The organism is Pseudomonas sp. Marseille-QA0332, from assembly GCF_054950175.1.
Genome location: NZ_CM143106.1, coordinates 2,474,918 through 2,497,978 on the forward strand (window position 1 = coordinate 2,474,918; position 23,061 = coordinate 2,497,978).

The following is a 23,061-nucleotide window of genomic DNA, read 5'->3' on the forward strand; positions in this document are numbered from 1 at the left end:
ACGCGGTGGGTCTGCGAGGTCATGAGGTCGATCCTACGCCGCCCGTGAACATGTCGGCAAACACCTGCCCTCTCGGCAACCCCGCCATGAACAATCGCCGGGCGATCTGCTCGACACTCGTGGCCGCCCCGCAGACCAAGGCGATGGTGTGCCGCGACTTCAGCTGCAATCCCATCAGCGCTTGCTGTACCTGTTCGGCCACCAGCAGTTCCACGCTCAGCCCCGGCCACGTCTGCGCCAGCTTTCGTAGCGGCTCGGCCAGGTAATGCCCTTGCGTATCGCGGGCCATGTGCAACACCCGGATTTCCCCGCGATGCCCCTGGCGCATGGCCTCACGCAAGATGCCCCACAAGGGCGCCAGGCCGGTGCCTGTGGCCAGCAGCCAGAGCGGACGTTCATACCAGTCTGGATCGTAGTGCAACGCGCCACCGCACAATTGCCCCAGGCACAACCGGTCGCCCATCCGCAGCCTGCGCGCAGCATCGCAAAAGGCGCCCGGTCGCCGACAGTCCAGATGAAATTCGAGCCAGGTATCCTCGCCGGGCAGGCTGGCCAACGAATACGGGCGCGCCACCTCGCCGTGCCAGAGCAGTAGATGCTGGCCCGCTCGATAGCGCAGCGGGCGCGGCGGCTGGATGCGCAGGCGCAACACTTCGCCACCTAGCCAGTCCACCGCCGTGACCTGGGCCGGCAACCCGTCGCGAGAGGGATCGAACACCGCTACCTGGAGGTCTTCGCTGATCGAACACTGGCAGGCCAGTCGCCACCCCTGCGCGCGCTGGCCCGGCTCCACCGCGTGCGGCATGGCATCGTCTGGCTGCCCTTGCAGGCAGCGGACCAGGCAGGCGTGACAGCTGCCGGCACGGCAACTGTAGGGCACGGCATGGCCAGTCGCATTAAGGGCGTCGAGCAGGTTGCTGCCGGCTGGCAGCGTCCAGCAGCGCTCACCTACGCACAGTTCAGGCATTGCGGTCTCTCTCGAGCGTCATGGCGCCACTTCAGATTCTCTATGTAAGTGTCCGGGCGGCGGTCAGGCTGCGTTGAAACAGGCTCGGCTGCTCATCCGCCCGTCACGACGCGCTTGCTTGCCTGCTTTCGCCCTGCCTGATCGCCGCTCGACGACTTTTCGCACACCCTAACGCCTTGCCGGGTGGCAGGCCAGCGATCCGAGCAAGAAAGGTGCCCGGGCAAGGCAGACCTTGGTCCAGACCACCTGCAGGTGTGTCCGGCGAGGATGCGCGCTATACTGCCGCGCCTTTTTTTGCCCGGCCTGACCCGCCGGTGCGCCTTGCGAGGCCGTTCGACACGCTGGTCGGCCACGTCGATGGCTTTATGAATGTTCCCGTGTTCAAGAGGAGCGCGCTGCATGACCGTGATCAAGCAAGACGACCTGATTCAGAGCGTTGCCGACGCCCTGCAGTTCATTTCGTACTACCACCCCGTCGATTTCATCCAGGCGATGCACGAGGCTTACCTGCGTGAAGAGTCGCCCGCCGCGCGCGACTCGATCGCCCAGATCCTCATCAACTCACGCATGTGCGCCACCGGGCATCGTCCGATCTGCCAGGACACCGGCATCGTCACCGTGTTCGTGCGCGTGGGCATGGATGTGCGCTGGGAAGGCGCGACCATGAGTGTCGACGACATGATCAACGAAGGCGTGCGCCGCGCCTACAACCTGCCGGAAAACGTCCTGCGTGCCTCGATCCTGGCCGACCCGGCCGGTAGCCGCAAGAACACCAAGGACAACACCCCCGCCGTCATCCACTACTCCGTCGTTCCGGGTGACAAGCTGGAAGTGGACGTCGCGGCCAAGGGCGGCGGCTCCGAGAACAAGTCGAAGATGGCCATGCTCAACCCGTCCGACTCGATCGTCGACTGGGTGCTCAAGACCGTACCGACCATGGGCGCTGGCTGGTGCCCGCCGGGCATGCTCGGGATCGGCATCGGCGGCACCGCCGAAAAGGCCGCGGTGATGGCCAAGGAAGTGCTGATGGAGTCCATCGACATCCATGAGCTCAAGGCACGCGGCCCGCAGAACCGTATCGAGGAGCTGCGCCTGGAGCTGTTCGAGAAGGTCAACCGGCTGGGCATCGGCGCCCAGGGCCTGGGTGGCCTGACCACGGTGCTGGACGTGAAGATCATGGACTACCCGACCCACGCAGCCTCGCTGCCGGTCTGCATGATCCCCAACTGCGCCGCTACCCGGCACGCCCACTTCGTGCTGGACGGCTCGGGCCCGGCGCAGCTCGAGGCCCCCTCGCTGGACGCCTACCCGGAAATCGTCTGGGAAGCCGGCCCGAGCGCTCGCCGTGTCGACCTCGACACCATCACGCCTGAAGAAGTGGCCAGCTGGAAACCGGGCGAGACCTTGCTGCTCAACGGCAAGATGCTGACCGGTCGCGACGCTGCGCACAAGCGCATGGTCGAGATGCTCAACCGTGGCGAGCAGCTGCCGGTCGACCTGAAGGGCCGCTTCATCTACTACGTCGGCCCCGTGGACCCGGTCGGCGACGAGGTGGTCGGCCCAGCCGGTCCGACTACTGCCACGCGCATGGACAAGTTCACCCGCCAGATCCTCGAGCAGACCGGTCTGCTGGGCATGATCGGCAAATCCGAGCGCGGCCCGACCGCCATCGAGGCGATCAAGGACAACAAGGCCGTCTACCTGATGGCCGTTGGCGGCGCCGCCTACCTGGTGGCCCAGGCGATTCGCAAGTCGCAGGTCCTGGCCTTCGCCGAACTGGGCATGGAAGCGATCTACGAGTTCGAGGTCAAGGACATGCCGGTGACCGTGGCGGTCGACAGCAACGGTGAGTCGGTGCACATCACCGGCCCCGCATTGTGGCAGGGCAAGATCGCCGAAAGCCTGGCGGTGGAAGTGAAGTAAGCGGCCTGGTGCCGCAGGGCCTGGCTCGACGGCAAGTCCGCTCGGCCAGGCTCGGCAGGCAGGTGCCAGCCTTGCGCGGGGCGTTGCGAGTCGTCCCGCGACCACCAGGGCAGACGCCAGCCAGTCGACGCTGCCTCACGCCGGCCACCCGCCGGCTCGTTCGAACTGCTCCGGCCAATCGCGCCGGGTGAAGACCTGCCCCTCCTGCCTGACCCGGCGGACCTTCTCCAGGTCCAGGTCGCACACCAGCCACTGGCTCCTATCTGGACACGACTCGCGGCTTTCGGCAATCACGCCGCTGGCTGGCAGGCCATGGTCCGGGGGCACGAACAGACCGGCACGACCGATATTTTCATCCAATGCCGGTGACCATGGCGCCATCCCTACCGTAGGGCTCTGCAGCACGGCGAGCTGGTTTTCCAGGGCTCGCGCCTGCGCACCGATGCGAACCCGATGATAGCCCGCTTCGGTGTCGGTACAGCTGGGTGCAAGGATCAGGTCGACCCCGGCCTCGGCCAGATGACGGGCCAGCATCGGGAACTCGTTGTCGTAGCAGATCAGGATGCCAAGGCGCCCAAGCCCGGTCTCGAACACCTGTAGACCCTGGCCCGGGTCGATGCACCATTGTTCCCGCTCGAAACGGGTCATGATCAGCTTGTCCTGATAGCCCAGCGCACCGTCTGGGCCGAACAGCCAGGCGCGGTTGCGGTACTTGCCGTCCGGTTCGCGCACGGGCAGCGTACCGGGCTGCAGGTAGATGTCGAAACGTGCCGCCAGTTCGCTGCACAGCCTGTACCAAGGCGCGATCAGCGCCTGGATGCCGGCGATCGAGTCGTGCAGGTCGCCGCGCTGGGCGCTTGGCAATTGGCCACTGAGCACCAAGCCGGCATATTCCGGCAACAACAGCAGGCGCGCCCCGGCGTCGACTGCCTCGCTGCACAGATGTTCGAGGTGCAGCGCATAGGCTTGCCAGGTTTCATGCAGCTCGATCGCGTACTGGCAGGCGGCGACACGGATCAGCACGGCAGCGCCTTGAGCCAGAAGGACATCATCTTGTCCGTCTCGTGCGCTTCATCGAGGTCGCGCCAGGCATAGCGGGTACGTAGCAGCGGATCATGCAGGAACCCGCGGTTGCGCCAGAAGCCATGCAACGGCTTGTAGTCCTGCGGCCGCCGAGGATGCGCCGCCGGACGTTCCACCGCGCAGAACGCGCAATATTCGAACCCGCCCAGCTTGTGCGCATAGGCTTCACGCTCGATGAAAAAGCGCACCCCCAGGCCTTGCCCGCGATAGGCAGGCAGCACTAGCGATTCGCCAAAGTAATACACCGAGCCCGGTTCGCGTCCCTGGTCGGTGAAAGGTTGCCGGAAGGCTTCGGCCCCGTCGACCAGCGGCAAGCCAGTCGCGGCGCCGACCACCTGCCCCTCGTCCAGGGCCAGCACCGCCAAGCTCCTGGTGGACTGGACATAGGCGCTCAGGTAGCTCGCCTCGTACTGCGCGGTGCCTTCGTAGAGATAAGGGAACTCGCGGAACACGGTCAGGCGCAGGCGGGCGAGCTCTTCGAGGTGAGGTGCGATGGCAGCACCATGCAAAAGACGGATTTCCATGCGTGGCGGTCGTTTTGTCGATGTGGATGACGCGCCTGGCTAAGCCCGGCATGAAGGCAGACCCTATCATCGCGGCCGGACATCACTCTTTCCCATTTACGACAGGAACCACGCCATGACCGCTACCGAACTGGTCAACGCTTACTACGCCGCTTTCAACGCCGGGGACATGCCGACGTTTCTCTCGCTGTTGAGCGAGAACGTGGTACATGACATCAACCAGGGCGAGCGGCAGATGGGCAAGGCCGCTTTCGCCGCCTTCATGGCCAAGATGAATCGCTGCTACCGCGAAAGGCTGACGGACATCGTGGTGATGCACAATGCCGACGGCAGTCGCGCCGCCGCCGAATTCACCGTCAATGGCCAATACCTGACCGACGACGCTGGCCTGCCGCCGGCCAGCGGCCAAACCTACACCTTGCCGGCAGGGGCGTTCTTCCATATCCATTGCGGCAAGATCGCGCGGGTGACCAACTACTACAACCTCAACGACTGGATCGAGCAGGTTGGCTGAAGCATTCCAGCGCGCTGGTGATCAATCGCGTCGATCGAGCAAATTGGCCACCAGCCGGTCCAGCCATCCCCAGGCCCGCTGCTGCACGCGGCGCCAGAACGGACGCGCCTGCCAACCGACGAGGTCGACTTCCTGGCTCATGCCGAAGTCGCGCTCGAAACTGGCCTGGACCGCCGCGGTCAGCGGCGGGTCGAGCGCCTCGATGTTGGCCTCCAGGTTGAAGCGCAGGTTCCAGTGATCGAAGTTGCACGAGCCGACGCTGACCCAGTCGTCCACCAGCACCATCTTCAGGTGCAGGAAGCACGGCTGGTATTCGAAGATCCTTACCCCGGCGCGTAGCAACCGTGGGTAATAACGGTGGCCGGCATAGCGTACCGAAGGGTGGTCGGTGCGCGGCCCGGTCAGTAGCAGGCGCACATCGATGCCCCGCGCCGCGGCCCGGCGCAGGGAGCGGCGCACGCGCCAGGTCGGCAGGAAGTACGGTGTGGCCAGCCAGATGCGACGCTCGCCGCTGTTGAGTGCGCGCACCAGCGAATGCAGGATGTCCCGGTGCTGGCGGGCATCGGCATAGGCTACCCGGCCCATGCCCTGGCCTTGGGCAGGCACCTGGGGCAGGCGCGCAAGGCCACCGAAGCTCTCTGGAGGACGCCAGGCCGTACGCCGCTGGTTGGCATGCCACTGGCGATCGAACAGCTGTTGCCAGTCACTGACGATTGGCCCTTCCATGCGCACCATGACCTCATGCCACTCGCTCGCAGCTTCGCCGGGTTTCCAGAATTCGTCGGTCACGCCAGTGCCACCGACCACGGCCCAGCGCTGGTCCACCAACAGCAGCTTGCGATGATCGCGGTACAGGTTGCGCAGGCCGCGACGCCAGCTCAGACGGTTGTACAAGCGCAACTGAACGCCGGCCTCGGACAAGCGCCGACGCAGGCCGGAAGAGAACGCCAGCGAGCCGTAGTCGTCGAACAGGCAGCGCACCCGCACGCCGCGACTGGCCGCCAGTTCGAGCGCCTCGACCACTGCCTCGGCGCAGGCGCCAGCCTCGACCAGGTACAGTTCCAGGTCAACCTGATACTCGGCGCGGACGATGGCCAGCAGCATGCATGGAAAGAATTCCGGGCCGTCGACCAGCAGTTCGAACTGGTTGCCATCACGCCAGGGGAAGACCGGCCCCGGCATGTCAGCGAGCGTTGAAGATCAGCACCGCGTTGACCGGTACCGAGGGGCTGATGAACGCCAAACCGGCCAGCTTGCGCAAGGTCTCCAGGCCTGGCGCCAGGTCGAAGTCCTCGGCACGCAGGATCAGTGGCTGCAAGGTGACCACCTGGAAACGGTGTTCATCCAGGCGCGTCGCCAGCAAGCTCGCCTCATAGTCATGCACCTGTCCATGCAGCAGGACTTTCAAGGGCAGGCGCAACTCGACCTGGGCGCCGTTGGCCAGCCCGATGATCGGTTGCAGGTCGAGCTGGGCCTGGACCTTGGCATCGGGGAAACGCTCGACCTCGAACAAGCGGCCGCGCAGGTGCTCATCCTGCAAGGGCACGCCGCTGAACACCGAGTCCATCTCGATCCTCAGCTCGGCCGCGCCCTTGCGGTCGACCTTGCCATGCAGCACCAGGAAGCGGTGGACCTGGGCGGCAGCACCGTCATAGCTGGTGACGAAGGACAGCCGCGAGGACTCGCCATCCAGATGCCAACTGGCATGGGCAGGCAGGCTCAAGGCAAGCAGCGAGGCGAGCAGGAGACGAGGCAGCTTGAACATGTGCAATCTCTTGAAAAGAAGCCGTCAACCTTACCCGGCTGCCTTCGCCCCAGCAAGCGCCCACCCTCGCCTCTCGAGGCGCTCGCACGAAGCCTGGCCCCAGGCCAGTCACGCAAGCATCACCAAAGGTTCATGTCGGTGACACCGCGCCTGCCTAGCCTGAGCGTGCACAACCAAGCCGATCGTCCACTTCCCGCTGCTGGCCATGGAGACTCGCAATGATCCGAATCGCTCGCTCAGGCGACGACCCCACCGAACGTCGCTTGCAAGCCGAACGGCTGATCGGCCCCGCCGCGTTGCGCGAAGCCCAGGCGCTGCGCTTCAAGGTGTTCAGCCGCGAGTTCAAGGCCAGGCTCAAGGGCGCCGAACAGGGCCTGGACACAGATGAGTACGACGTTCACTGTCGCCACCTTGGGGTGCGCGACAGGCTCACTGGCGCACTGGTCGCCACGACCCGCCTGCTCGATCATGACGCCGCCAGCAACCTGGGCCGCTTCTACAGCGAAGAAGAATTCCGCCTGCACGGCTTGCTGCGCCTGCAAGGTTCGATCCTCGAGCTAGGCCGCACCTGTGTGGATCCAGCCTATCGCAACGGCGGTACCATCGCCGTGCTCTGGAGCGAACTGGCCGAAGTGCTCAACGAAGGGCGCTACAGCTACCTGATGGGCTGCGCCAGCATTTCCATGCAGGACGGCGGTGTGCAGGCCCATGCGATCATGCAGCGCCTGCGCGAGCGCCATCTGTGCACCGAGCTGCTGCATGCCGAGCCGCGCAAGCCGTTGCCCGCCCTTGCGCTTGCCGGCAATGTCAGTGCGCAGATGCCGCCGCTGCTCAAGGCTTACATGCGCCTGGGCGCGAAAATCTGTGGCGAACCGTGCTGGGACGAGAACTTCCAGGTCGCCGACGTGTTCATTCTGCTCAAACGGGACGAACTGTGCCCGCGCTACGCTCGCCACTTCAAGGCGGCGGTCTGATGTCCGGGCCGCGGACGGCGGCACGCCTGTGCCGCCTGTTTGCAGTGCTGGCACTGGGTGCGATCCTGGCGGGCTGTTTCGCAAGTGGCGCACGAGTGGGCCTGCGCATCCCGCTCGAACGGCGCCAGCGCTGGACGCAAGCGTTCTTGCGGCGCCTGGCCAGGACCTTGCCTTTCGAGGTGCGGGTGATCGGTGAACTGCCGTCGCGGCCCATGCTCTGGGTCAGCAACCACGTATCCTGGACCGACATCCCCTTGCTGGGCAGGTTGACGCCCTTGTCGTTCTTGTCCAAGGCCGAAGTGCGCGATTGGCCGCTTGCCGGCTGGCTGGCGAAAAACGCCGGCACCTTGTTCATCCGCCGGGGTGGCGATAGTCAGCGGGTGCGCCGGCAGATCATCGAGCGGCTGGGCCAGTCGCGCCCATTGTTGATCTTTCCCGAGGGCACCACCACCGACGGTAGCGGCGTGCGTGCCTTCCATGGCCGTCTGCTGGGCGCCGCCATCGATGCAGGCACCCCGGTACAGCCGGTGGCGATCCAGTACCTGCGTCACGGCTGCCTCGACCCGGTCGCGCCATTCATCGGCGAGGACGACCTGGTTTCGCACCTGTTGCGCTTGTTCGCGCAGCCACCAGGCGAGGTTGTGATCAGGCTGCTCGAGCCGCTGGCAAGCACCGGGAAGACGCGAGCCGCCCTGGCCTTCGAGGCACGCCAGGCCATCCTGCAAGCGTTGTCGGGCGATGAGCAGGCGACACGCCGCCAGCCCTGTGCCGCATGATCGGACAAGCTGCAACCCGGCCGGCGTCACACGCTCGATGCGGTGCCTGGCGCCAGACCTTGCTCGCAAGCGCAAAACCGCTGCAACTGTGGGTAGAACACCCGAAAATCTGCCAGCAGCGGCTCATAGAGCGCTTCGAGCTCCGGCATTACCCCTGCCAGCCCCTGCGGTCGCGACAAGCGCCGCGAGATGCCCTTGAATACCTGCTCCAGCGTCGCGAAGTCCGCATAAGCGCCCAGCCAGTCATCGGCCGCCATGTGCGGCGCGACCTGCGCCAGTCGTCCTGGCAGCTCCGGCTGGGCCAGCAGGATGCGATAGAAGCGCTGGGTGAACACTGCCAGGGGCAGTTCGGCATAGTCCTGCCAATGGCGGGCCAGGCAATGGTCGAAGAACACGTCGAGAACGATCCCGGCATAACGTCGCCGCTCGCGCGGAAACCGCGCAAGCGCGGCCTGCACCTGCGGATGACCGTCGGTATAGCTGTCGATGCGCCTGTGCAGGCGGATCGATGCCTGCAGCTGGCAGGAAAAGCGCCCTTCAAGCGATCCCTTGACGAAGTCGCCGTACAAGCTGCCGAGCAACTGCTCGGGCTGGTCGCCGCCGAGATGAAGATGTGCGAGATAGTTCATTCGTCGAGTCTAGCCCCGGCGCTGGCTGGAGCGTGCCTGTCCGTTCACGGTCGAGCATCGATCTGTTGCTGCAGATTCCGCACCTGGCTCTGCAAGGTATTGAGGTTGCGCGTCACCTGGCCACGAAAGGCATCGAATTCCTGCAACGAGGCCGCGTCGGTCGCGGGTGTGCTGGCCGGACGATTGTCGAGCTGACTCCTGAGCACCAGCATGTCCTGTTCCAGGCTCTTGATCGCCGCGACCGAATCGCCCTGCTTCTTCAGGGCAGCCACGTCGCTGTCGAGACGCTTGAGCTTGTCATCGAGCTTGCCGGCATCGATCTGGGCCGACTTGAGCGTGGCCAATTCGCCACTCACCGCCTGCAACTGGGTCTCCAGCCGCGCTTGCAGCTCGGCGACGGCCTTCTGCTGCTCACGGGTATCGGCCAGGACCTGCTCGAGCCGCTTGCCCAGATCGCCAGCCTGCCCGGCCACACCTTGCTGCTGCCTGCCTTGCTCGGCCAGGCTGGCTTGCAGTTGGCGAATCTGCAGCTTCAGTGCCTCGTTGTCGGTATTGACGCTCGATTCGCTGGCGGCGACCTTGCCGCTGATCGTCTGCAGGCGTCCCGCCGCCTCTTCGCTGATACGCGCGAAACTGTCCTGGGTCGCCACCAGCTGTTGCTCCATCAGCGAAATCTGCTGGAAGCTCCACCAGCCCAGGCCCGCCAGGGCGATGAAGGCAGCGGCCAGCAGCGCCCAGAGCGGCCCCGTGCTGGCGGGCCGCGCCGCTTGCTGACGCTGGCGCACCCGGGGCGGCGCAAGCAGTTCGTCATCGTCACGGGTGCCGGCCCGCAGAGTCGGCACGCTGTCGAGATCATCATGAGCATCATTACGCATGGGGCTGGGTCACGCTGGCAACGAAAGAGGAGGGATTATAAACCGCCCGGACATGGCCTGACCGAACTCGAACGTCGGCAGCCGCTCAGGAGCCGACCGGCTGCCTCTTCCACCAGTTGCAGAACTCGTCCAGCGCCGCCCACAGGCTGACCCTCGGCCGGTAGTCGAGCAACTGCCGGGCACGGCTGATATCGAGGGTGAAGTCCTTGCTCATGGCCTGTACGCCCAGGCGCGATTGGCTTGGCTGCGGCCGTCCCGGCCAGAGCAGGCAGACGGCCTCGTTGATCGCCCCCAGGCCGTAGGCCAGGCCCTGGTTGCGATACCGGGTCACCTGGGGCAGCTCCATCTGGCGCATGACATAGTTGATCACGTCCCACAGCGGCACCGGCTGGCCATTGCTGATGTTATAGGCCTGCCCGAGCGCGTGTTCCCCGGCGTACAAGGCCGCCAGCAGGGCCTCGTTGAGATTGTGCATGCTGGTGAAGTCGACCTTGTTCAGACCATTGCCGATGATTGCCAGACGCCGCTTGCGTTGCAATTGCAGCAGGCGCGGAAAGAGGCTGCCATCACCGGCTCCGGTGACCAGGCGCGGGCGCAGCGCCAGCGCCTCGAGACCGAACTCCTGGGCACCGAAGACCTTCTGTTCGGCGAGAAAGCGGGTCAATGCCTGGTGGCCATGCAGCCGGCGCGGCAACTGGTCCTCGCGCACCCCGAGGCGGGCCCGGCCATCGAAGTACACGGCTGCCGAAGACCGGTACACCAGCCGGCGCACCTGCTCCTTGAGGCAGGCTTCGACGATGTTCTCGGTCGTCACCACGTTGCCCTGGTGGAAATCCTGATAACGCCCCCAATGGCCCGACACGCCCGCGCAATGCACCACGGCCTCCATGCCCTGGCACAGCCGGCGGGCCAGGCGGGCATCGGTCAGGTCGCCAGGGACGAACTGCGCGCCTCGCTTGACCAGGTGCTCGACGCCCTCGGCGCGCCGGCCGTTGACCCGCACCTCCAGGCCCTGCTCAAGGGCGAAACGGGCGAAACGTGCGCCAATGAAGCTGCTCGCACCGGTGACCAGAATTCGCATGTTTGACTCCGCCTTGCCAGATTCCAGATGCAACAGACGTCGCGTTCACCTACAACGGCACCAGCCATTGCGCTGCCGTCTGTCGCAGGTGTTCGGTCAGTTGACCAAGCAGCAGCCCGCCCGTGCGCCAATGATGCCAGTACAGCGGCACGTCGATGGGCGTACCGGCGCAGATTTCCACCAGCCGACCGCTCTCGAGCTGTTCGACGACTTGCAGTTCCGGCATCAGTCCCCAGCCGACCCCGGCCTCGGTCATGCGCAGGAATCCTTCGGCGGATGGACACAGGTGGTGAAGGAACCCTTCCTCGATGCCCAGCGAGGCCAGATAGCGATGCTGGAGAAAATCGTCGGGGCCGAACACGATGGCTGGGGTGCGTGCCAGGCGCCTGGCCTCGAAGCCAGCGGCGAAGTGGCGGGTCATGAACGTCGGGCTTGCCAGCGCGCGATAGCGCATGGCGCCAAGCGGCAGGCTGCGCGCGCCAGCCACGGGCCGCTCGCTGGCGCACAGGCAGGCGGCCACCTCCCCGGCACGCATGCGCCGCAGCCCCACATCCTGGTCTTCGACCACCAGGTCGAGCAAGACTTGCTGTGCGGCGCAAAAGGGCCCTACCGCGCCAGCCCACCAGGTTGCCAGGCTGTCGGCGTTGAGAGCGATACGCAAGCGTTCGGGCATGCCGGATTCGTCGAGCGCCGGCACCTGGCGCTGCAGGTCGCGCTCGAGCAAGCGCACCTGCTGGACATGGTTGAGCAACTGCCGCCCGACCTCGGTGGGACTCGGTGGGTTGGCACGCACCAGCACCGGCTGGCCAACGCGCGCCTCGAGCAGCTTGATGCGCTGGGAAACGGCTGATTGCGAAAGCCCGAGCATCTGCGCGGCGCGCTCGAAACCGCCCTGTTCGATCACCGACGCGAGAGCGGCCAGCAGCTTGTAGTCGAACATCGATTTTCCTAATGCCTGATGAGCTTTATTGGTTTTTCTTATACAGCGCCGATGGGCACAATGGCCAGCCTCTTCCCTTCGCTGAGCGGCGCAAGCCTGGTACTTGCGTCAATGGAGTGTCCCCTGCCATGTGGCAAAGCTATCTCAACGGTCTGCTGGTGGCCTTCGGGCTGATCATGGCGATCGGTACGCAAAACGCCTTCGTCCTTGCCCAGAGCCTGCGTCGCGAGCATCACCTGCCAGTCGCGGCGCTGTGCGTGCTGTGCGATGCGATCCTGGTGGCGGCCGGCGTGTTCGGCCTGGCCACGGTACTGGCACACAACCCTACCCTGCTCGCGGTCGCTCGCTGGGGCGGCGCGGCCTTCCTGATCTGGTACGGCAGCCAGGCGCTACGCCGCGCCTGCTCGAGGCAGAGCCTGCACCAGCAGCAGGACCAGGGGTTGCGCTCACGTCGGGCGGTGCTGCTCAGCGCCCTGGCGGTGACCCTGCTCAACCCCCATGTCTATCTCGATACCGTGCTGCTGATCGGCTCGCTCGGCGCCCAGCAGAGCGTGCCCGGTGCCTATGTCGCAGGTGCGGCCAGCGCCTCGCTGGTCTGGTTCTTCAGCCTGGCGCTCGCCGCCGCCTGGCTGGCACCTTGGCTGGCCCGCCCCGCCACCTGGCGCCTGCTCGACCTGCTGGTGGCCGCCATGATGTTCGCGGTGGCGGTCCAGCTGGTGCTCTGAGCTTCAAGCCAAAGCAGACCGAGTCGCCTGCACCTGCGACTCCATCTTCCAGATGAGCGGCGTTCGCAAGATCGACACGATCAGCATGTAGCTTGCGGGCTGCGGCTACCGCTCGTCGCCCACCGCCGACAGGTGCTATGATCCGGGGCTTGCGTCGCCAGAGGTAAAACCCGTCGACGCTTCAAGGGCCGCCCGTGATCGGCCTTGCGCACACGCAAACAGACCTGAACAGGAGTTGAACCATGGCTTTTGAATTGCCGCCGCTGCCCTACGCCCATGATGCCCTGCAGCCGCACATCTCCAAGGAAACCCTGGAGTATCACCACGACAAGCATCACAACACCTATGTCGTGAACCTGAACAATCTGATTCCGGGCACCGAGTTCGAAGGCAAGACGCTCGAAGAAATCGTCAAGACTTCCTCCGGTGGCGTGTTCAACAACGCCGCCCAGGTCTGGAACCACACCTTCTACTGGAATTGCCTGTCGCCCAATGGCGGCGGCCAGCCGACCGGTGCCCTGGCGGCAGCCATCGACCAGGCGTTCGGTTCCTTCGACAAGTTCAAGGAAGAGTTCACCAAGACCTCCGTCGGCACCTTCGGCTCTGGCTGGGGCTGGCTGGTCAAGAAAGCCGACGGTTCCCTGGCCCTGGCCAGCACCATCGGCGCCGGCAACCCGCTGACCAGCGGCGACACCCCGCTGCTGACCTGCGATGTCTGGGAGCACGCCTACTACATCGACTACCGCAACGTGCGGCCGAAGTACGTCGAGGCGTTCTGGCAGCTGGTCAACTGGGACTTCGTGGCCCAGCAGTTCGAAGGCAATGTGTTCAAGGCCTGATCGGTCGACAAGAACCCGGCATCCGCCGGGTTTTTTTTCGCCTGGGTAATCGCCAGGCATGGCTTGCCGGTGACGGATCACACGCTAACATCATCCTCAGGAAGATGGCCACGGCGCGCTCAAGTCGCATGGCTGGGTGACCGATACACTGTCGGGCACCAGAATGATGGGTTCCATCCCAGCCGGCTCGTGGTGTCTCGGGTCGGCAGACAGTGTACGGATCGGATCGATGTCAAGATGATGTCGTCCGCATGGATTAAGGAAGCCCCATTGAAGCTGGAATTCAAGAACAGCTTGTCGGTCAAGTTGCTGAGGGTCGTGCTGATGGCCGCGCTTGCGGTCGGCGTCGTGCTCAGTTGCGCGCAGATCGTCTACGACGCCTACAAGACCCGTCAGGCTGTTGCTACCGATGCCCAGCGAATCCTCGACATGTTCCGCGATCCATCGACCCAGGCGGTCTATAGCTTGGATCGGGAAATGGGCATGCAGGTGATGGAGGGGCTGTTCCAGGACGAGTCGGTGCGCATGGCTTCCATCGGGCATCCGAACGAGACCATGCTGGCGCAGAAGTCGCGCCCGCTGCGGCAAATGTCCACGCGCTGGCTGACCGACCTGATACTCGGCCAGGAACGCAGCTTCACCACCCAACTGGTCGGTCGCGGTCCCTACAGCGAATACTACGGCGACCTGAGCATCACGCTCGACACTGGAAGCTACGGCCAGGGCTTCCTGTTCAATGCCGTGATCATCTTCGTATCCGGCGTGCTGCGCGCCCTGGCCATGGGGCTGGTGCTCTACCTGGTCTATCACTGGCTGCTGACCAAGCCGTTGTCGAAGATCATCGAGCACCTGATGCAGATCAATCCGGACCGGCCCAGCCAGTATCAGATCCCCCTGCTCAAGGGCCACGAGAAAAACGAGCTCGGCCTTTGGGTCGACACGGCCAACCAGTTGCTGGCTTCGATCGAGCGCAACACCCACCTGCGTCACGAGGCGGAAAACAGCCTGCAGCGCCTGGCCCAGTACGACTTCCTCACCGGCCTGCCGAATCGCCAGCAATTGCAGCAGCAACTGGACAAGATACTCGACGACGCTGCTCGCCTGCAGCGACGCGTGGCGGTGCTGTGCGTCGGCCTGGACGATTTCAAGGGCATCAACGAACAGTTCAGCTACCAGGTCGGCGACCAGTTGCTGCTGGCCCTGGCCGATCGCCTGCGGGCCCACAGCAGCCGGCTCGCCGCCTTGGCCCGCCTCGGTGGCGACCAGTTCGCGCTGGTCCAGGCGAACATCGAACAGCCTTACGAAGCGGCCGAGCTTGCCCAGGCCATCCTCGACGAACTGGAAATCCCTTTTTCGTTCGAGCAGCAGCAGATTCGCCTGCGCGCCACCATCGGCATCACCTTGTTCCCCGAGGATGGCGACAGCACCGAAAAGTTGCTGCAGAAAGCCGAGCAGACCATGACCCTGGCCAAGGCCCGCTCGCGCAACCGTTACCAGTTCTATGTCGCCAGCGTGGACAGCGAAATGCGTCGCCGGCGCGAGCTGGAGAAGGATCTCCGCGAAGCCTTGGCACGCGACCAGCTGTATCTGGTCTACCAGCCGCAGATCAGCTATCGCGACAAGCGCGTGGTTGGCGTGGAGGCCCTGCTGCGCTGGCGACATCCGGAGCTGGGCATGATCCCTCCGGACCAGTTCATCCCGCTGGCCGAACAGAATGGCAGCATCATCGGCATCGGCGAGTGGGTCCTGGACCGGGCCTGCCGGCAGCTTCGCGAGTGGCACGACCAGGGCTTCGGCGAACTGCGCATGGCGGTCAACCTGTCCACCGTGCAGTTGCATCACAACGAGCTGCCGCGGGTGGTCAACAACCTGCTGCAGATCCATCGCCTGCCGCCTGCGAGCCTGGAGCTGGAAGTCACCGAGACCGGCCTGATGGAAGACATCAGCACGGCAGCCCAGCACCTGCTCAGCTTGCGTCGCTCCGGCGCGCTGATCGCCATCGACGATTTCGGCACCGGCTATTCCTCGCTCAGCTATCTCAAGTCCCTGCCGCTGGACAAGATCAAGATCGACAAGAGCTTCGTCCAGGACCTGCTGGACGATGACGACGACGCCACCATCGTCCGGGCGATCATCCAGCTTGGCAAGAGCCTGGGCATGCAAGTGATCGCCGAAGGGGTCGAAACGGCCGAACAGGAGGCCTACATCATTGCCCAGGGTTGTCACGAAGGCCAGGGCTATCACTACAGCAAGCCCTTGCCGGCTCGCGAACTGGCCCAGTTCCTCAGGCAGGCGCAGCGCAACCAGGTTTCCGCGCTCTAGCCGCTGCCTGGCACGGCGTTGCAGCGCCTGGCGGATCCGCCAATTGCTCGTCGCCCCTTTACATAAAATGCAAATCTTTCGCATTATGTGCCGGTTTCGCGTGCCTCTGGCACACCTGTCCAACCACACGACGCAGGAACGACCTACAATGATTCGAATGCCCCTGGCTTCCGCCAGTCTGCTGGCCATCGCCATCTCTCTCGCCGGCTGCGGCGACAAGGACGAGAAGGCTGCCGCGCCGCAAGCCCAGGCCCCTGCTGCCGCCAGCACCACGGCCGCGGCCCCGGTGGCGGTCGATGAAGCGGCGGCCAAGGCGGTCGTCAAGCACTACGCCGAGATGGCCCATGCCATCTACAGCGACTCCCTGAGCACCGCCAAGGCCCTGCAGAGCGCCGTCGACGCCTTCCTGGCCAAGCCTGACGACCAGACGCTCCAGGCGGCCAAGGACGCCTGGGCCGCGGCACGCGTTCCGTACCTGCAGAGCGAAGCCTTCCGCTTCGGCAACACGATCATCGACGACTGGGAAGGCCAGGTGAATGCCTGGCCGCTGGACGAGGGCCTGATCGACTACGTCGACAGCAGCTACGAGCATGCCCTGGGCAACCCGGCGGCCAGCGCCAACATCATCGCCAACACCGAGATCCAGGTCGGCGAAGAGAAAGTCGACGTCAAGGACATCACGCCGGAAAAACTGGCCAGCCTCAACGAGCTGGCAGGCTCGGAAGCCAACGTCGCCACCGGCTACCATGCCATCGAGTTCCTCCTGTGGGGCCAGGACCTCAACGGTACCGGTCCAGGTGCTGGCAACCGTCCGGCTTCCGACTACCTGGAAGGCGAAGGCGCCACCGGTGGCCACAACGATCGCCGTCGCGCCTACCTGAAGGCCGTCACCGACCTGCTGGTCAGCGACCTGGAGGAAATGGTTGGCAACTGGGCACCGAGCGTGGCCGACAACTATCGCGCCAAGCTCGAGGCCGAGCCGGTCAACGATGGCCTGCGCAAGATGCTGTTCGGCATGGGTAGCCTATCGCTCGGCGAGCTGGCCGGCGAGCGCATGAAGGTTTCCCTGGAGGCCAACTCGCCGGAAGACGAGCAGGATTGCTTCAGCGACAATACCCACTACGCGCACTTCTACGACGCCAAGGGCATCCGCAACATCTACCTGGGCGAATACACTCGCGTCGATGGCAGCAAGCTCACTGGCCCAAGCCTGTCCTCGCTGGTGGCCAAGGCCGATCCGGCCACCGATGCCACGCTCAAGGCGGACCTCGAAGCCACCGAGGCGAAGATCCAGGTCATGGTCGACCATGCGCTCAAGGGCGAGCACTACGACCAGCTGATCGCCCCGGACAACGCTGCCGGCAACCAGATCGTGCGCGACGCCATCGCCGCGCTGGTCAAGCAGACCGGTGCGATCGAGCAGGCCGCGGGCAAGCTGGGGATTTCCAACCTGAGCCCGGATACCGCCGATCACGAATTCTGATCGGTCGGCATCCAGACAGGCGAGCATGGCGCATGTGGGTACGTGTCATGCTCGCCGCTGCAACCTGTCGCGCAAGGCGATCCGGCAGCTCGACCGCCATCCTGACAGCAATTTCATGAAGCAAACGCAAATCCCTCTTATTCATGTCTTGTGAGCCTGCTAAGCTTGCACGCCGGTTTTTTGCTCAATCCTCTCAGGATCCTCGATGTCCCTGTCGCTGTCCCGCATCACGCTCCTGCTACTGGCTGGAATCCTGGCCGCCTGTGACGACGCGCCGCGTTTCACCAAGGCCGAACCGGGAGAAGCCTTGTCCGGTGGCGCGACGACCGTGCAGCGACAAGACCGCAATGCGTTTTCCCTGCCTTCGGCCAACCTCGCTCCCGAACGACGGCTGGACTTCAGTGTGGGCAACAGTTTCTTCCGCAGCCCTTGGGTCATCGCGCCTTCCACCACCACCGCGCGGGACGGCCTGGGCCCGCTGTTCAATACCAATGCCTGCCAGAACTGCCATGTTCGCGATGGACGCGGCCATCCACCGCCGCCCGGCGCCAGCAATGCGGTGTCGATGCTGGTACGCCTGTCGATTCCCGACCAGCCGGCCTATGCGCAGCAGATCCAGCAGCTGGGCGTCGTCCCGGAACCTACCTACGGCACTCAGTTGCAGGACATGGCAGTGCCTGGCGTGGCGCCTGAAGGCAAGGTCCGGGTCGACTACAGCTATCACACCGTCGCCTTCGACGACGGCTACCAGGTCGAGCTGCGCAAACCGCACCTGCACATTACCCAGCTCGGCTATGGGCCGATGCATCCAGACACGCGTTTCTCCGCGCGAATCGCCCCGCCGATGATCGGGCTGGGCTTGCTCGAGGCCATTCCCGAAGAAGCCATCCTGGCCAATGCCGACCCCGAGGACCGTGACGGCGATGGCATCCGTGGCCGCCCCAACACGGTGTGGGACCAGGCCCGCCAGCGCAGCGTGCTCGGCCGTTTCGGCTGGAAGGCTGGCCAACCCGACGTCAACCAGCAGAACGTGCACGCCTTCGCTGGCGACATGGGCCTGACCACGGCCCTGCATCCGCAGGACGACTGCACGCCAGCGCAGCGGGACTGCCTGGCTGCGCCCAGCGGCGACGGGCCAGGGGGCGAAAAGGAAGTCAGCGACAACATCCTGCGCCTGGTCACTTTCTATGCGCGCAACGTCGGCGTGCCGGCCCGGCGCGATGTGGACGCGCCTCAGGTGCTGGCCGGCAAGAACCTGTTCTTCGAGGCCGGCTGCCAGGCCTGCCATGTGCCGCAGTTCACCACCTCTGCCCATGCCAGCGAGCCGGAGCTGGCCAATCAGCTGATCCGCCCCTACAGTGACCTGCTGCTGCACGACATGGGTCCGGGACTTGCCGATGACCGCAGCGAGTTCGCCGCGGGCGGCCAGGACTGGCGAACCCCGCCGCTGTGGGGTATCGGTCTTACCCAGGCCGTCAGCGGACATACCCAGTTTCTCCATGACGGTCGCGCGCGCAACCTGCTCGAGGCCGTGCTCTGGCATGACGGCGAAGCGCAAGCCGCCCGTCGTCATGTCCTTACCTTCGATGCCGAGCAGCGCGCCGCGCTGCTGGCGTTCCTGAATTCACTCTAAGCGCAAGGAGCCGGGCATGTTCCGACCCAAACTATTGTTCACCAGCCTCGCCGCATTCGCCCTTGGCGCCTGCTCACCGCAGGACCCGCAAGCCGTGACGTCCGCGGCCATCGCCAAGCAGGTGATCCTGCCGACCTACAGCCGCTGGGTCGAAGCCGATCGCCAGCTGGCTGCCAGCGCACTGGCCTACTGCCAAGGCAAGGCTTCGCTGGATGCGGCGCGTGCCGACTTCCTCTCCGCCCAGAAAGCCTGGGCCGAGCTGCAGCCATTGCTGGTCGGCCCGCTGGCCGAAGGCAACCGCGCCTGGCAGGTACAGTTCTGGCCGGACAAGAAGAACCTGGTCGGTCGTCAGGTCGAACAACTGGTCAATGGCGACAAGCCGGTCGATGCGCAGACCCTGGGCAAGTCCAGCGTCGTGGTACGCGGCCTGTCGGCCTATGAGTACATCCTGTTCGACAGCAAGCCGGATATCGCCACCGCCGAGCAGAAGGCCCGCTACTGCCCGCTGCTGGTGGCGATCGCCGAGCACCAGAAAGCCCTGGCCGAAGAGATCCTCAAGGGTTGGAACAGCACCGACGGCATGCTTTCCCAGATGACCAAGTTCCCGAACCAGCGTTATGCCGATTCGCATGAGGCGATCGCCGACCTACTGCGTGCCCAGGTCACCGCCCTGGACACCTTGAAGAAGAAGCTCGGCGCGCCAATGGGCCGCCAGAGCAAGGGCATTCCCCAGCCATTGCAGGCCGAAGCCTGGCGCAGCCACGCGTCGATGAAGAGCATCGAAGCCAGCCTCAAAGCCGCGCAGGCGGTGTGGGTCGGTGTCGACAACCAGGGCCTGCGCGCCCTGCTAGGCAAGGAACAGAAAGCCCTGGCCGAGCGCATCGACGCTGCCTACACCGACGCTCTCAAGCTGCTGGCCGACAATCGCAAGACCCTCGATGAACTGCTTGCCGACGAGGCCGGCCGGCAGGCCCTCAACCAGATCTACGACAGCCTCAACGTCGTCCATCGCCTGCACGAAGGCGAACTGGCCAAGGCGTTGAACATCCAGCTAGGCTTCAATGCCAACGACGGAGATTGATCATGTTGCGACGCCAGGCCATCAAGTTCGGTAGCGTGCTGCTCAGCGCCCTGACCCTGGGCGGCTGGAGCCTGTCACGCAACAAGGGTGACGAACCGCTGCTGCTCTCGGCGCGCGACGATGGCGACGGCAAGCACCATGCGGTCGGCTATCGTCTGGACGGTAGCCAGGTGTTCGCCACCGAAGTGGCCCAGCGCTGCCACGACATCGTTGAGCATCCACAGCTGCCGATCGCCTTGTTCGTGGCACGTCGTCCCGGTACCGAAAGCTATCTGATCGACCTGCGTGACGGCCGCCTGCTGCAGACCGTTCGCTCGCGGCCGAATCGTCATTTCTATGGCCATGCGGTCGTGCACGCGAGCGGCGAATGGCTGTACGCCACCGAGAACGACACGACCGACCCAGGGCGTGGCGTGCTAGGCGTCTATCGCTTCGAAGGTGAGCGCCTGGTGCACAGTGGCGAGATCCCTACCCACGGCATCGGCCCGCACGAGGTAGCCTGGTTGCCCGATGGGGAGACCCTGGTGGTGGCCAACGGTGGGATTCGTACCGAAGCCGAAAGCCGTGTCGAGATGAACCTCCACGCCATGGAACCGAGTCTGGTCCTGATGCAGCGTGACGGTACCCTGCTGAGCAAGGAATCGCTCGCGCAGCAGATGAACAGCGTGCGTCACCTGGCGATTGGCCGTGACGGTACCATCGTCGCCTGCCAGCAGTTCATGGGCGATGCCGAGGAAACCGCCGAGTTGCTGGCGATCAAGCGTCCGGGCCAATCATTCCAGGCGTTTCCCGTACCCGAGCGGCAATTGCAGTCGATGGCCCAGTACACTGCCAGCGTGGCGATCCACGACGACCTGCGCCTGGTGGCCCTGACTGCGCCGCGCGCCAATCGGCTGTTCATCTGGGACCTGGACAGCGCCCAGGTCCGGCTCGACGCGCCGATGCCGGACTGCGCCGGAGTCGGCGCGGTCAAGGATGGTTTCGTGGTCACGTCCGGGCAGGGGCGCTGTCGTTACTATGATTGCCGCAAGGAGCAGCTGGTCGGGCAACCGCTGCAGATGCCTTCGGGGTTCTGGGACAACCATCTGCGCGTGGCGTAGCCAATCTCGCGGTGAACGGCGGCGGCCCAGCGTGGCCTGTCGTCGCCTTGGTTGCCGGCGCTGGCGCGGCCGCTGCGCTGCGGTTCAGGGATGAACCGCTGGATACGCTGGCGATGAGCTGTACCTGGCAGCCCGCAAGCGTGGCTCAGCCAAGCGGACGCAGCCCCTGGCGCAGGCCGAACAGGAACAGCAGAAGGTCCTGGTCGGGCTCGGCGGCAACATGCGTTTTCGCTTCGCGAGGCACCGTGCACTGGCCCTTGCTGAAGACCTGAGGACGGGGTTCGTTCCAGGCCGCTGCCGCCGCCGTGGTGACCACTAGGGCAGCCAGGAGGAACAAAGCTCGTGCGACTTCTAGTTTCATTACCCTAACCCTTTGACTGCGCTGCCAAACGCTGTCCGGTAAAAGTAGAGCAGCTTTTGCCATTCCGCTTCATTGAGTGACGAATGGCGACGCAGTTGGCGCAGATCGTTACCAGCCGCGCGCTGGCGGCTGATTCGCCACCGACATTTTTCCAGATCCAGCAAGGCGACCTGCGCACGGACCTGAGCGCCATCCTCGCTCACTTTCACGAAGACATGCTTGCCGTACAGGCAGCCGTGTTGCCAATGGCCACGGTGCATGCGCGCCAGGTTCATGGCCAAGTCCTCCAGCACGCTGTCGTGCAGCGCCTGGTCGTAGCGTTCGCGGGCGCCGGAGGCATACCAGGAATCAATATCGACGAAGCCGTCGAGCGCCTTGCTGACCAGCAAGGCCCTCCACTGGCGGTCCGGGCCTCGCTCGATGCCGCAGAAGACGATATCGGGCACCCTGACGCCGAGTTGCCCGAAGCTTTTCAACGCGTCCAGCTCGCGCAGGACCGTCGGCCGACCGAACGGGTGCAACAAGGTCCGATAGACGTGACCGACCTGGCGCTTGGCATAAAGCGTCTGGCCATTGGCATCGCTGAGCCGCTGCACGCCACTTTCACCACCGCGCCGCTGATTGGGCTCTTCCACCCATTCGCCTTGCTGCTGCCAGTAATAATCGAACTGCTTGTATCGATCCTGGGCCACCGCCATTTCTCATTACCTCTTTCGCAATACGTAAACTCGCCACATGGCATAGAACGGCAGGAAGTCCAGTCGTTCCTGGATGGAAAACCCGGCAGCCTCGAATTCGGCCTCGACCGTATCAGCGGCCAGCACATGGCGATTCTGGTAGTCGTTCTGTTCGTTGCGCCGGGCACGACGCTGCTCCAGTTTCCTGCGCCGCCAGGCCTTGAAATTGCCATCCACCCATAGCGACAGGATCACGCTGTCGCGGCTGACCCTGTGAAACTCCTCGAGAACGGCGCGACGGTGCTCAGCCTTGCCGACGTGGTGGAACAGGCGCATGCAAAAGATGCTGTCGACCGAACTGTCCGGAAGATCGATGGCGAAAGCGGATGTCTGCAAGGGGCGCACCCTTGATACCACCTCGGCCGGCTGAGAGCCACAGGCAGTTTCCAGCATGGCCTGGGAGTTGTCTGCAGCGATGATCACCCGGTTGGCCTTTTCCGCCAACAGAGGCCAGAAACGACCGGCCCCACACGGCAGGTCCAGGACCAGCCCTGGCTCGCCAACCAGGGCCAGGGCACGACGCGCCAGCTGTTCATCGCGCTGATGCGACAGACGACGCGCTAGTCCCTGGCGATGCTTGCGCAAGTATTGCTGCGCGTGTTCGTGATCGTACTTTTCGGAAAACTCGAGTCTTACAGGCTTTGGCATGGGCGCCTCCCGGATTCAGGTGCGCCACCTTAAGCAGACAGACGTCGGGATCAGGTCATGCCAATGTGAAAAAACCGTCGA

General features: G+C 64.7%; 23 protein-coding genes. 11 read left to right on the forward strand and 12 right to left on the reverse strand.

Translation table 11 applies throughout. The features are described from left to right. Window positions 1-19 precede the first annotated feature (19 nt). Window positions 20-967: an iron-sulfur-binding ferredoxin reductase gene (locus tag ACY8GK_RS11485; protein ID WP_196177273.1), complete on the reverse strand. Its 948-nt coding sequence runs from the start codon at window positions 965-967 to the stop codon at window positions 20-22. Window positions 968-1,366: 399 nt separating this feature from the next. Between ACY8GK_RS11485 and ACY8GK_RS11490 the strand changes: the two genes are divergently transcribed. Then, a complete protein-coding gene (locus ACY8GK_RS11490) occupies window positions 1,367-2,890 on the forward strand; it encodes a fumarate hydratase (protein WP_196177271.1) in 1,524 nt (507 codons plus the stop codon). A 135-nt stretch (window positions 2,891-3,025) separates the two neighbouring features. Here the strand turns inward: ACY8GK_RS11490 and ACY8GK_RS11495 are convergent, their stop codons facing one another. Then, window positions 3,026-3,910, reverse strand: a complete 885-nt coding sequence (locus tag ACY8GK_RS11495; RefSeq protein ID WP_196177337.1) for a carbon-nitrogen hydrolase family protein — start codon at window positions 3,908-3,910, stop codon at window positions 3,026-3,028. Next, window positions 3,907-4,497: a GNAT family N-acetyltransferase gene (locus ACY8GK_RS11500; protein ID WP_196177269.1), complete on the reverse strand. Its 591-nt coding sequence runs from the start codon at window positions 4,495-4,497 to the stop codon at window positions 3,907-3,909. The genes ACY8GK_RS11495 and ACY8GK_RS11500 overlap by 4 nt, the downstream gene beginning before the upstream one ends. A gap of 115 nt (window positions 4,498-4,612) precedes the next feature. Between ACY8GK_RS11500 and ACY8GK_RS11505 the strand changes: the two genes are divergently transcribed. Next, the gene (locus ACY8GK_RS11505) at window positions 4,613-5,011 is read left to right on the forward strand and encodes a ketosteroid isomerase-related protein (protein ID WP_196177267.1); all 399 of its coding nucleotides are present in this window, start codon (window positions 4,613-4,615) and stop codon (window positions 5,009-5,011) included. 21 nt (window positions 5,012-5,032) lie between these two features. Here ACY8GK_RS11505 and ACY8GK_RS11510 read toward each other — a convergent pair whose 3' ends face one another. Both ACY8GK_RS11510 and ACY8GK_RS11515 read right to left on the reverse strand, forming a co-directional pair. Continuing rightward, entirely contained in the window at window positions 5,033-6,193 is a 1,161-nt protein-coding gene (locus ACY8GK_RS11510) for a phospholipase D-like domain-containing protein (RefSeq protein ID WP_462401314.1), read from the reverse strand. Window position 6,194: 1 nt separating this feature from the next. Beyond that, a complete protein-coding gene (locus ACY8GK_RS11515; protein ID WP_462401315.1) occupies window positions 6,195-6,776 on the reverse strand; it encodes a YceI family protein in 582 nt (193 codons plus the stop codon). A gap of 218 nt (window positions 6,777-6,994) precedes the next feature. On the opposite strand from ACY8GK_RS11515, the gene ACY8GK_RS11520 reads away from it, so the two are divergent. Next, window positions 6,995-7,750: a GNAT family N-acetyltransferase gene (locus ACY8GK_RS11520; protein ID WP_462401316.1), complete on the forward strand. Its 756-nt coding sequence runs from the start codon at window positions 6,995-6,997 to the stop codon at window positions 7,748-7,750. Beyond that, complete coding sequence (locus ACY8GK_RS11525; RefSeq protein WP_196177259.1) at window positions 7,750-8,526, forward strand: lysophospholipid acyltransferase family protein; 777 nt, start codon at window positions 7,750-7,752, stop codon at window positions 8,524-8,526. Before ACY8GK_RS11520 ends, ACY8GK_RS11525 begins: the two co-directional genes overlap by 1 nt. A 26-nt stretch (window positions 8,527-8,552) precedes the next feature. Here ACY8GK_RS11525 and ACY8GK_RS11530 read toward each other — a convergent pair whose 3' ends face one another. The 4 genes from ACY8GK_RS11530 to ACY8GK_RS11545 all read right to left on the reverse strand — a co-directional run bounded on the left by ACY8GK_RS11530 (window position 8,553) and on the right by ACY8GK_RS11545 (window position 12,051). Continuing rightward, complete coding sequence (locus tag ACY8GK_RS11530; RefSeq protein ID WP_196177256.1) at window positions 8,553-9,155, reverse strand: acyl carrier protein phosphodiesterase; 603 nt, start codon at window positions 9,153-9,155, stop codon at window positions 8,553-8,555. A gap of 44 nt (window positions 9,156-9,199) precedes the next feature. Next, window positions 9,200-10,030, reverse strand: coding sequence for an ATPase (locus ACY8GK_RS11535; protein ID WP_196177254.1), 831 nt, complete (start codon window positions 10,028-10,030; stop codon window positions 9,200-9,202). Between the two features lie 85 nt (window positions 10,031-10,115). Continuing rightward, complete coding sequence (locus tag ACY8GK_RS11540) at window positions 10,116-11,111, reverse strand: NAD-dependent epimerase/dehydratase family protein (RefSeq protein WP_196177253.1); 996 nt, start codon at window positions 11,109-11,111, stop codon at window positions 10,116-10,118. A 49-nt stretch (window positions 11,112-11,160) separates the two neighbouring features. Next, window positions 11,161-12,051, reverse strand: a complete 891-nt coding sequence (locus tag ACY8GK_RS11545; protein ID WP_462401317.1) for a LysR family transcriptional regulator ArgP — start codon at window positions 12,049-12,051, stop codon at window positions 11,161-11,163. 128 nt (window positions 12,052-12,179) lie between these two features. Between ACY8GK_RS11545 and ACY8GK_RS11550 the strand changes: the two genes are divergently transcribed. From ACY8GK_RS11550 to ACY8GK_RS11580, 7 genes are all read left to right on the forward strand, one after another. Then, window positions 12,180-12,776 carry a LysE/ArgO family amino acid transporter gene (locus ACY8GK_RS11550; protein WP_196177249.1) on the forward strand — a complete coding sequence of 199 codons (597 nt, stop codon included), beginning with the start codon at window positions 12,180-12,182 and terminating at the stop codon, window positions 12,774-12,776. 242 nt (window positions 12,777-13,018) lie between these two features. Beyond that, window positions 13,019-13,615 carry a superoxide dismutase gene (locus tag ACY8GK_RS11555; RefSeq protein WP_196177247.1) on the forward strand — a complete coding sequence of 199 codons (597 nt, stop codon included), beginning with the start codon at window positions 13,019-13,021 and terminating at the stop codon, window positions 13,613-13,615. A gap of 240 nt (window positions 13,616-13,855) precedes the next feature. After that, entirely contained in the window at window positions 13,856-15,937 is a 2,082-nt protein-coding gene (locus ACY8GK_RS11560; protein WP_462403016.1) for a putative bifunctional diguanylate cyclase/phosphodiesterase, read from the forward strand. Window positions 15,938-16,085: 148 nt separating this feature from the next. Further along, window positions 16,086-17,420, forward strand: a complete 1,335-nt coding sequence (locus ACY8GK_RS11565; protein WP_196177243.1) for an imelysin family protein — start codon at window positions 16,086-16,088, stop codon at window positions 17,418-17,420. A gap of 205 nt (window positions 17,421-17,625) precedes the next feature. Beyond that, window positions 17,626-19,053 (forward strand): di-heme oxidoreductase family protein, encoded by a 1,428-nt coding sequence (locus ACY8GK_RS11570; protein ID WP_196177241.1) that lies wholly within the window; start codon window positions 17,626-17,628, stop codon window positions 19,051-19,053. A 16-nt stretch (window positions 19,054-19,069) separates the two neighbouring features. Beyond that, window positions 19,070-20,134, forward strand: a complete 1,065-nt coding sequence (locus ACY8GK_RS11575; protein ID WP_196177239.1) for an imelysin family protein — start codon at window positions 19,070-19,072, stop codon at window positions 20,132-20,134. A 2-nt stretch (window positions 20,135-20,136) separates the two neighbouring features. Next, window positions 20,137-21,234, forward strand: a complete 1,098-nt coding sequence (locus ACY8GK_RS11580) for a DUF1513 domain-containing protein (protein ID WP_196177238.1) — start codon at window positions 20,137-20,139, stop codon at window positions 21,232-21,234. Window positions 21,235-21,379: 145 nt separating this feature from the next. Here the strand turns inward: ACY8GK_RS11580 and ACY8GK_RS11585 are convergent, their stop codons facing one another. The 3 genes from ACY8GK_RS11585 to ACY8GK_RS11595 are packed head-to-tail and all read right to left on the reverse strand — an operon-like array spanning window position 21,380 to window position 22,980. After that, window positions 21,380-21,595: a hypothetical protein gene (locus tag ACY8GK_RS11585; RefSeq protein WP_196177236.1), complete on the reverse strand. Its 216-nt coding sequence runs from the start codon at window positions 21,593-21,595 to the stop codon at window positions 21,380-21,382. After that, window positions 21,595-22,293, reverse strand: coding sequence for a lipopolysaccharide kinase InaA family protein (locus ACY8GK_RS11590; protein WP_196177234.1), 699 nt, complete (start codon window positions 22,291-22,293; stop codon window positions 21,595-21,597). Before ACY8GK_RS11590 ends, ACY8GK_RS11585 begins: the two co-directional genes overlap by 1 nt. Window positions 22,294-22,299: 6 nt before the next feature. Next, window positions 22,300-22,980: a class I SAM-dependent methyltransferase gene (locus ACY8GK_RS11595; RefSeq protein WP_196177232.1), complete on the reverse strand. Its 681-nt coding sequence runs from the start codon at window positions 22,978-22,980 to the stop codon at window positions 22,300-22,302. Window positions 22,981-23,061: the final 81 nt, after the last annotated feature.

Excerpts from the sequence above, each read along its gene's own strand:
- ACY8GK_RS11555 (WP_196177247.1), top strand. The coding sequence starts at position 13,019 with ATGGCTTTTGAATTGCCGCCGCTGCCCTACGCCCATGATGCCCTGCAG.
- ACY8GK_RS11500 (WP_196177269.1), bottom strand. The coding sequence starts at position 4,497 with ATGGAAATCCGTCTTTTGCATGGTGCTGCCATCGCACCTCACCTCGAA.
- ACY8GK_RS11525 (WP_196177259.1), top strand. The coding sequence starts at position 7,750 with ATGTCCGGGCCGCGGACGGCGGCACGCCTGTGCCGCCTGTTTGCAGTG.
- ACY8GK_RS11540 (WP_196177253.1), bottom strand. The coding sequence starts at position 11,111 with ATGCGAATTCTGGTCACCGGTGCGAGCAGCTTCATTGGCGCACGTTTC.
- ACY8GK_RS11565 (WP_196177243.1), top strand. The coding sequence starts at position 16,086 with ATGATTCGAATGCCCCTGGCTTCCGCCAGTCTGCTGGCCATCGCCATC.
- ACY8GK_RS11490 (WP_196177271.1), top strand. The coding sequence starts at position 1,367 with ATGACCGTGATCAAGCAAGACGACCTGATTCAGAGCGTTGCCGACGCC.
- ACY8GK_RS11580 (WP_196177238.1), top strand. The coding sequence starts at position 20,137 with ATGTTGCGACGCCAGGCCATCAAGTTCGGTAGCGTGCTGCTCAGCGCC.
- ACY8GK_RS11515 (WP_462401315.1), bottom strand. The coding sequence starts at position 6,776 with ATGTTCAAGCTGCCTCGTCTCCTGCTCGCCTCGCTGCTTGCCTTGAGC.
- ACY8GK_RS11595 (WP_196177232.1), bottom strand. The coding sequence starts at position 22,980 with ATGCCAAAGCCTGTAAGACTCGAGTTTTCCGAAAAGTACGATCACGAA.
- ACY8GK_RS11520 (WP_462401316.1), top strand. The coding sequence starts at position 6,995 with ATGATCCGAATCGCTCGCTCAGGCGACGACCCCACCGAACGTCGCTTG.
- ACY8GK_RS11575 (WP_196177239.1), top strand. The coding sequence starts at position 19,070 with ATGTTCCGACCCAAACTATTGTTCACCAGCCTCGCCGCATTCGCCCTT.
- ACY8GK_RS11530 (WP_196177256.1), bottom strand. The coding sequence starts at position 9,155 with ATGAACTATCTCGCACATCTTCATCTCGGCGGCGACCAGCCCGAGCAG.
- ACY8GK_RS11585 (WP_196177236.1), bottom strand. The coding sequence starts at position 21,595 with ATGAAACTAGAAGTCGCACGAGCTTTGTTCCTCCTGGCTGCCCTAGTG.
- ACY8GK_RS11505 (WP_196177267.1), top strand. The coding sequence starts at position 4,613 with ATGACCGCTACCGAACTGGTCAACGCTTACTACGCCGCTTTCAACGCC.
- ACY8GK_RS11570 (WP_196177241.1), top strand. The coding sequence starts at position 17,626 with ATGTCCCTGTCGCTGTCCCGCATCACGCTCCTGCTACTGGCTGGAATC.
- ACY8GK_RS11560 (WP_462403016.1), top strand. The coding sequence starts at position 13,856 with ATGTCGTCCGCATGGATTAAGGAAGCCCCATTGAAGCTGGAATTCAAG.
- ACY8GK_RS11550 (WP_196177249.1), top strand. The coding sequence starts at position 12,180 with ATGTGGCAAAGCTATCTCAACGGTCTGCTGGTGGCCTTCGGGCTGATC.
- ACY8GK_RS11545 (WP_462401317.1), bottom strand. The coding sequence starts at position 12,051 with ATGTTCGACTACAAGCTGCTGGCCGCTCTCGCGTCGGTGATCGAACAG.
- ACY8GK_RS11535 (WP_196177254.1), bottom strand. The coding sequence starts at position 10,030 with ATGCGTAATGATGCTCATGATGATCTCGACAGCGTGCCGACTCTGCGG.
- ACY8GK_RS11510 (WP_462401314.1), bottom strand. The coding sequence starts at position 6,193 with ATGCCGGGGCCGGTCTTCCCCTGGCGTGATGGCAACCAGTTCGAACTG.
- ACY8GK_RS11485 (WP_196177273.1), bottom strand. The coding sequence starts at position 967 with ATGCCTGAACTGTGCGTAGGTGAGCGCTGCTGGACGCTGCCAGCCGGC.
- ACY8GK_RS11590 (WP_196177234.1), bottom strand. The coding sequence starts at position 22,293 with ATGGCGGTGGCCCAGGATCGATACAAGCAGTTCGATTATTACTGGCAG.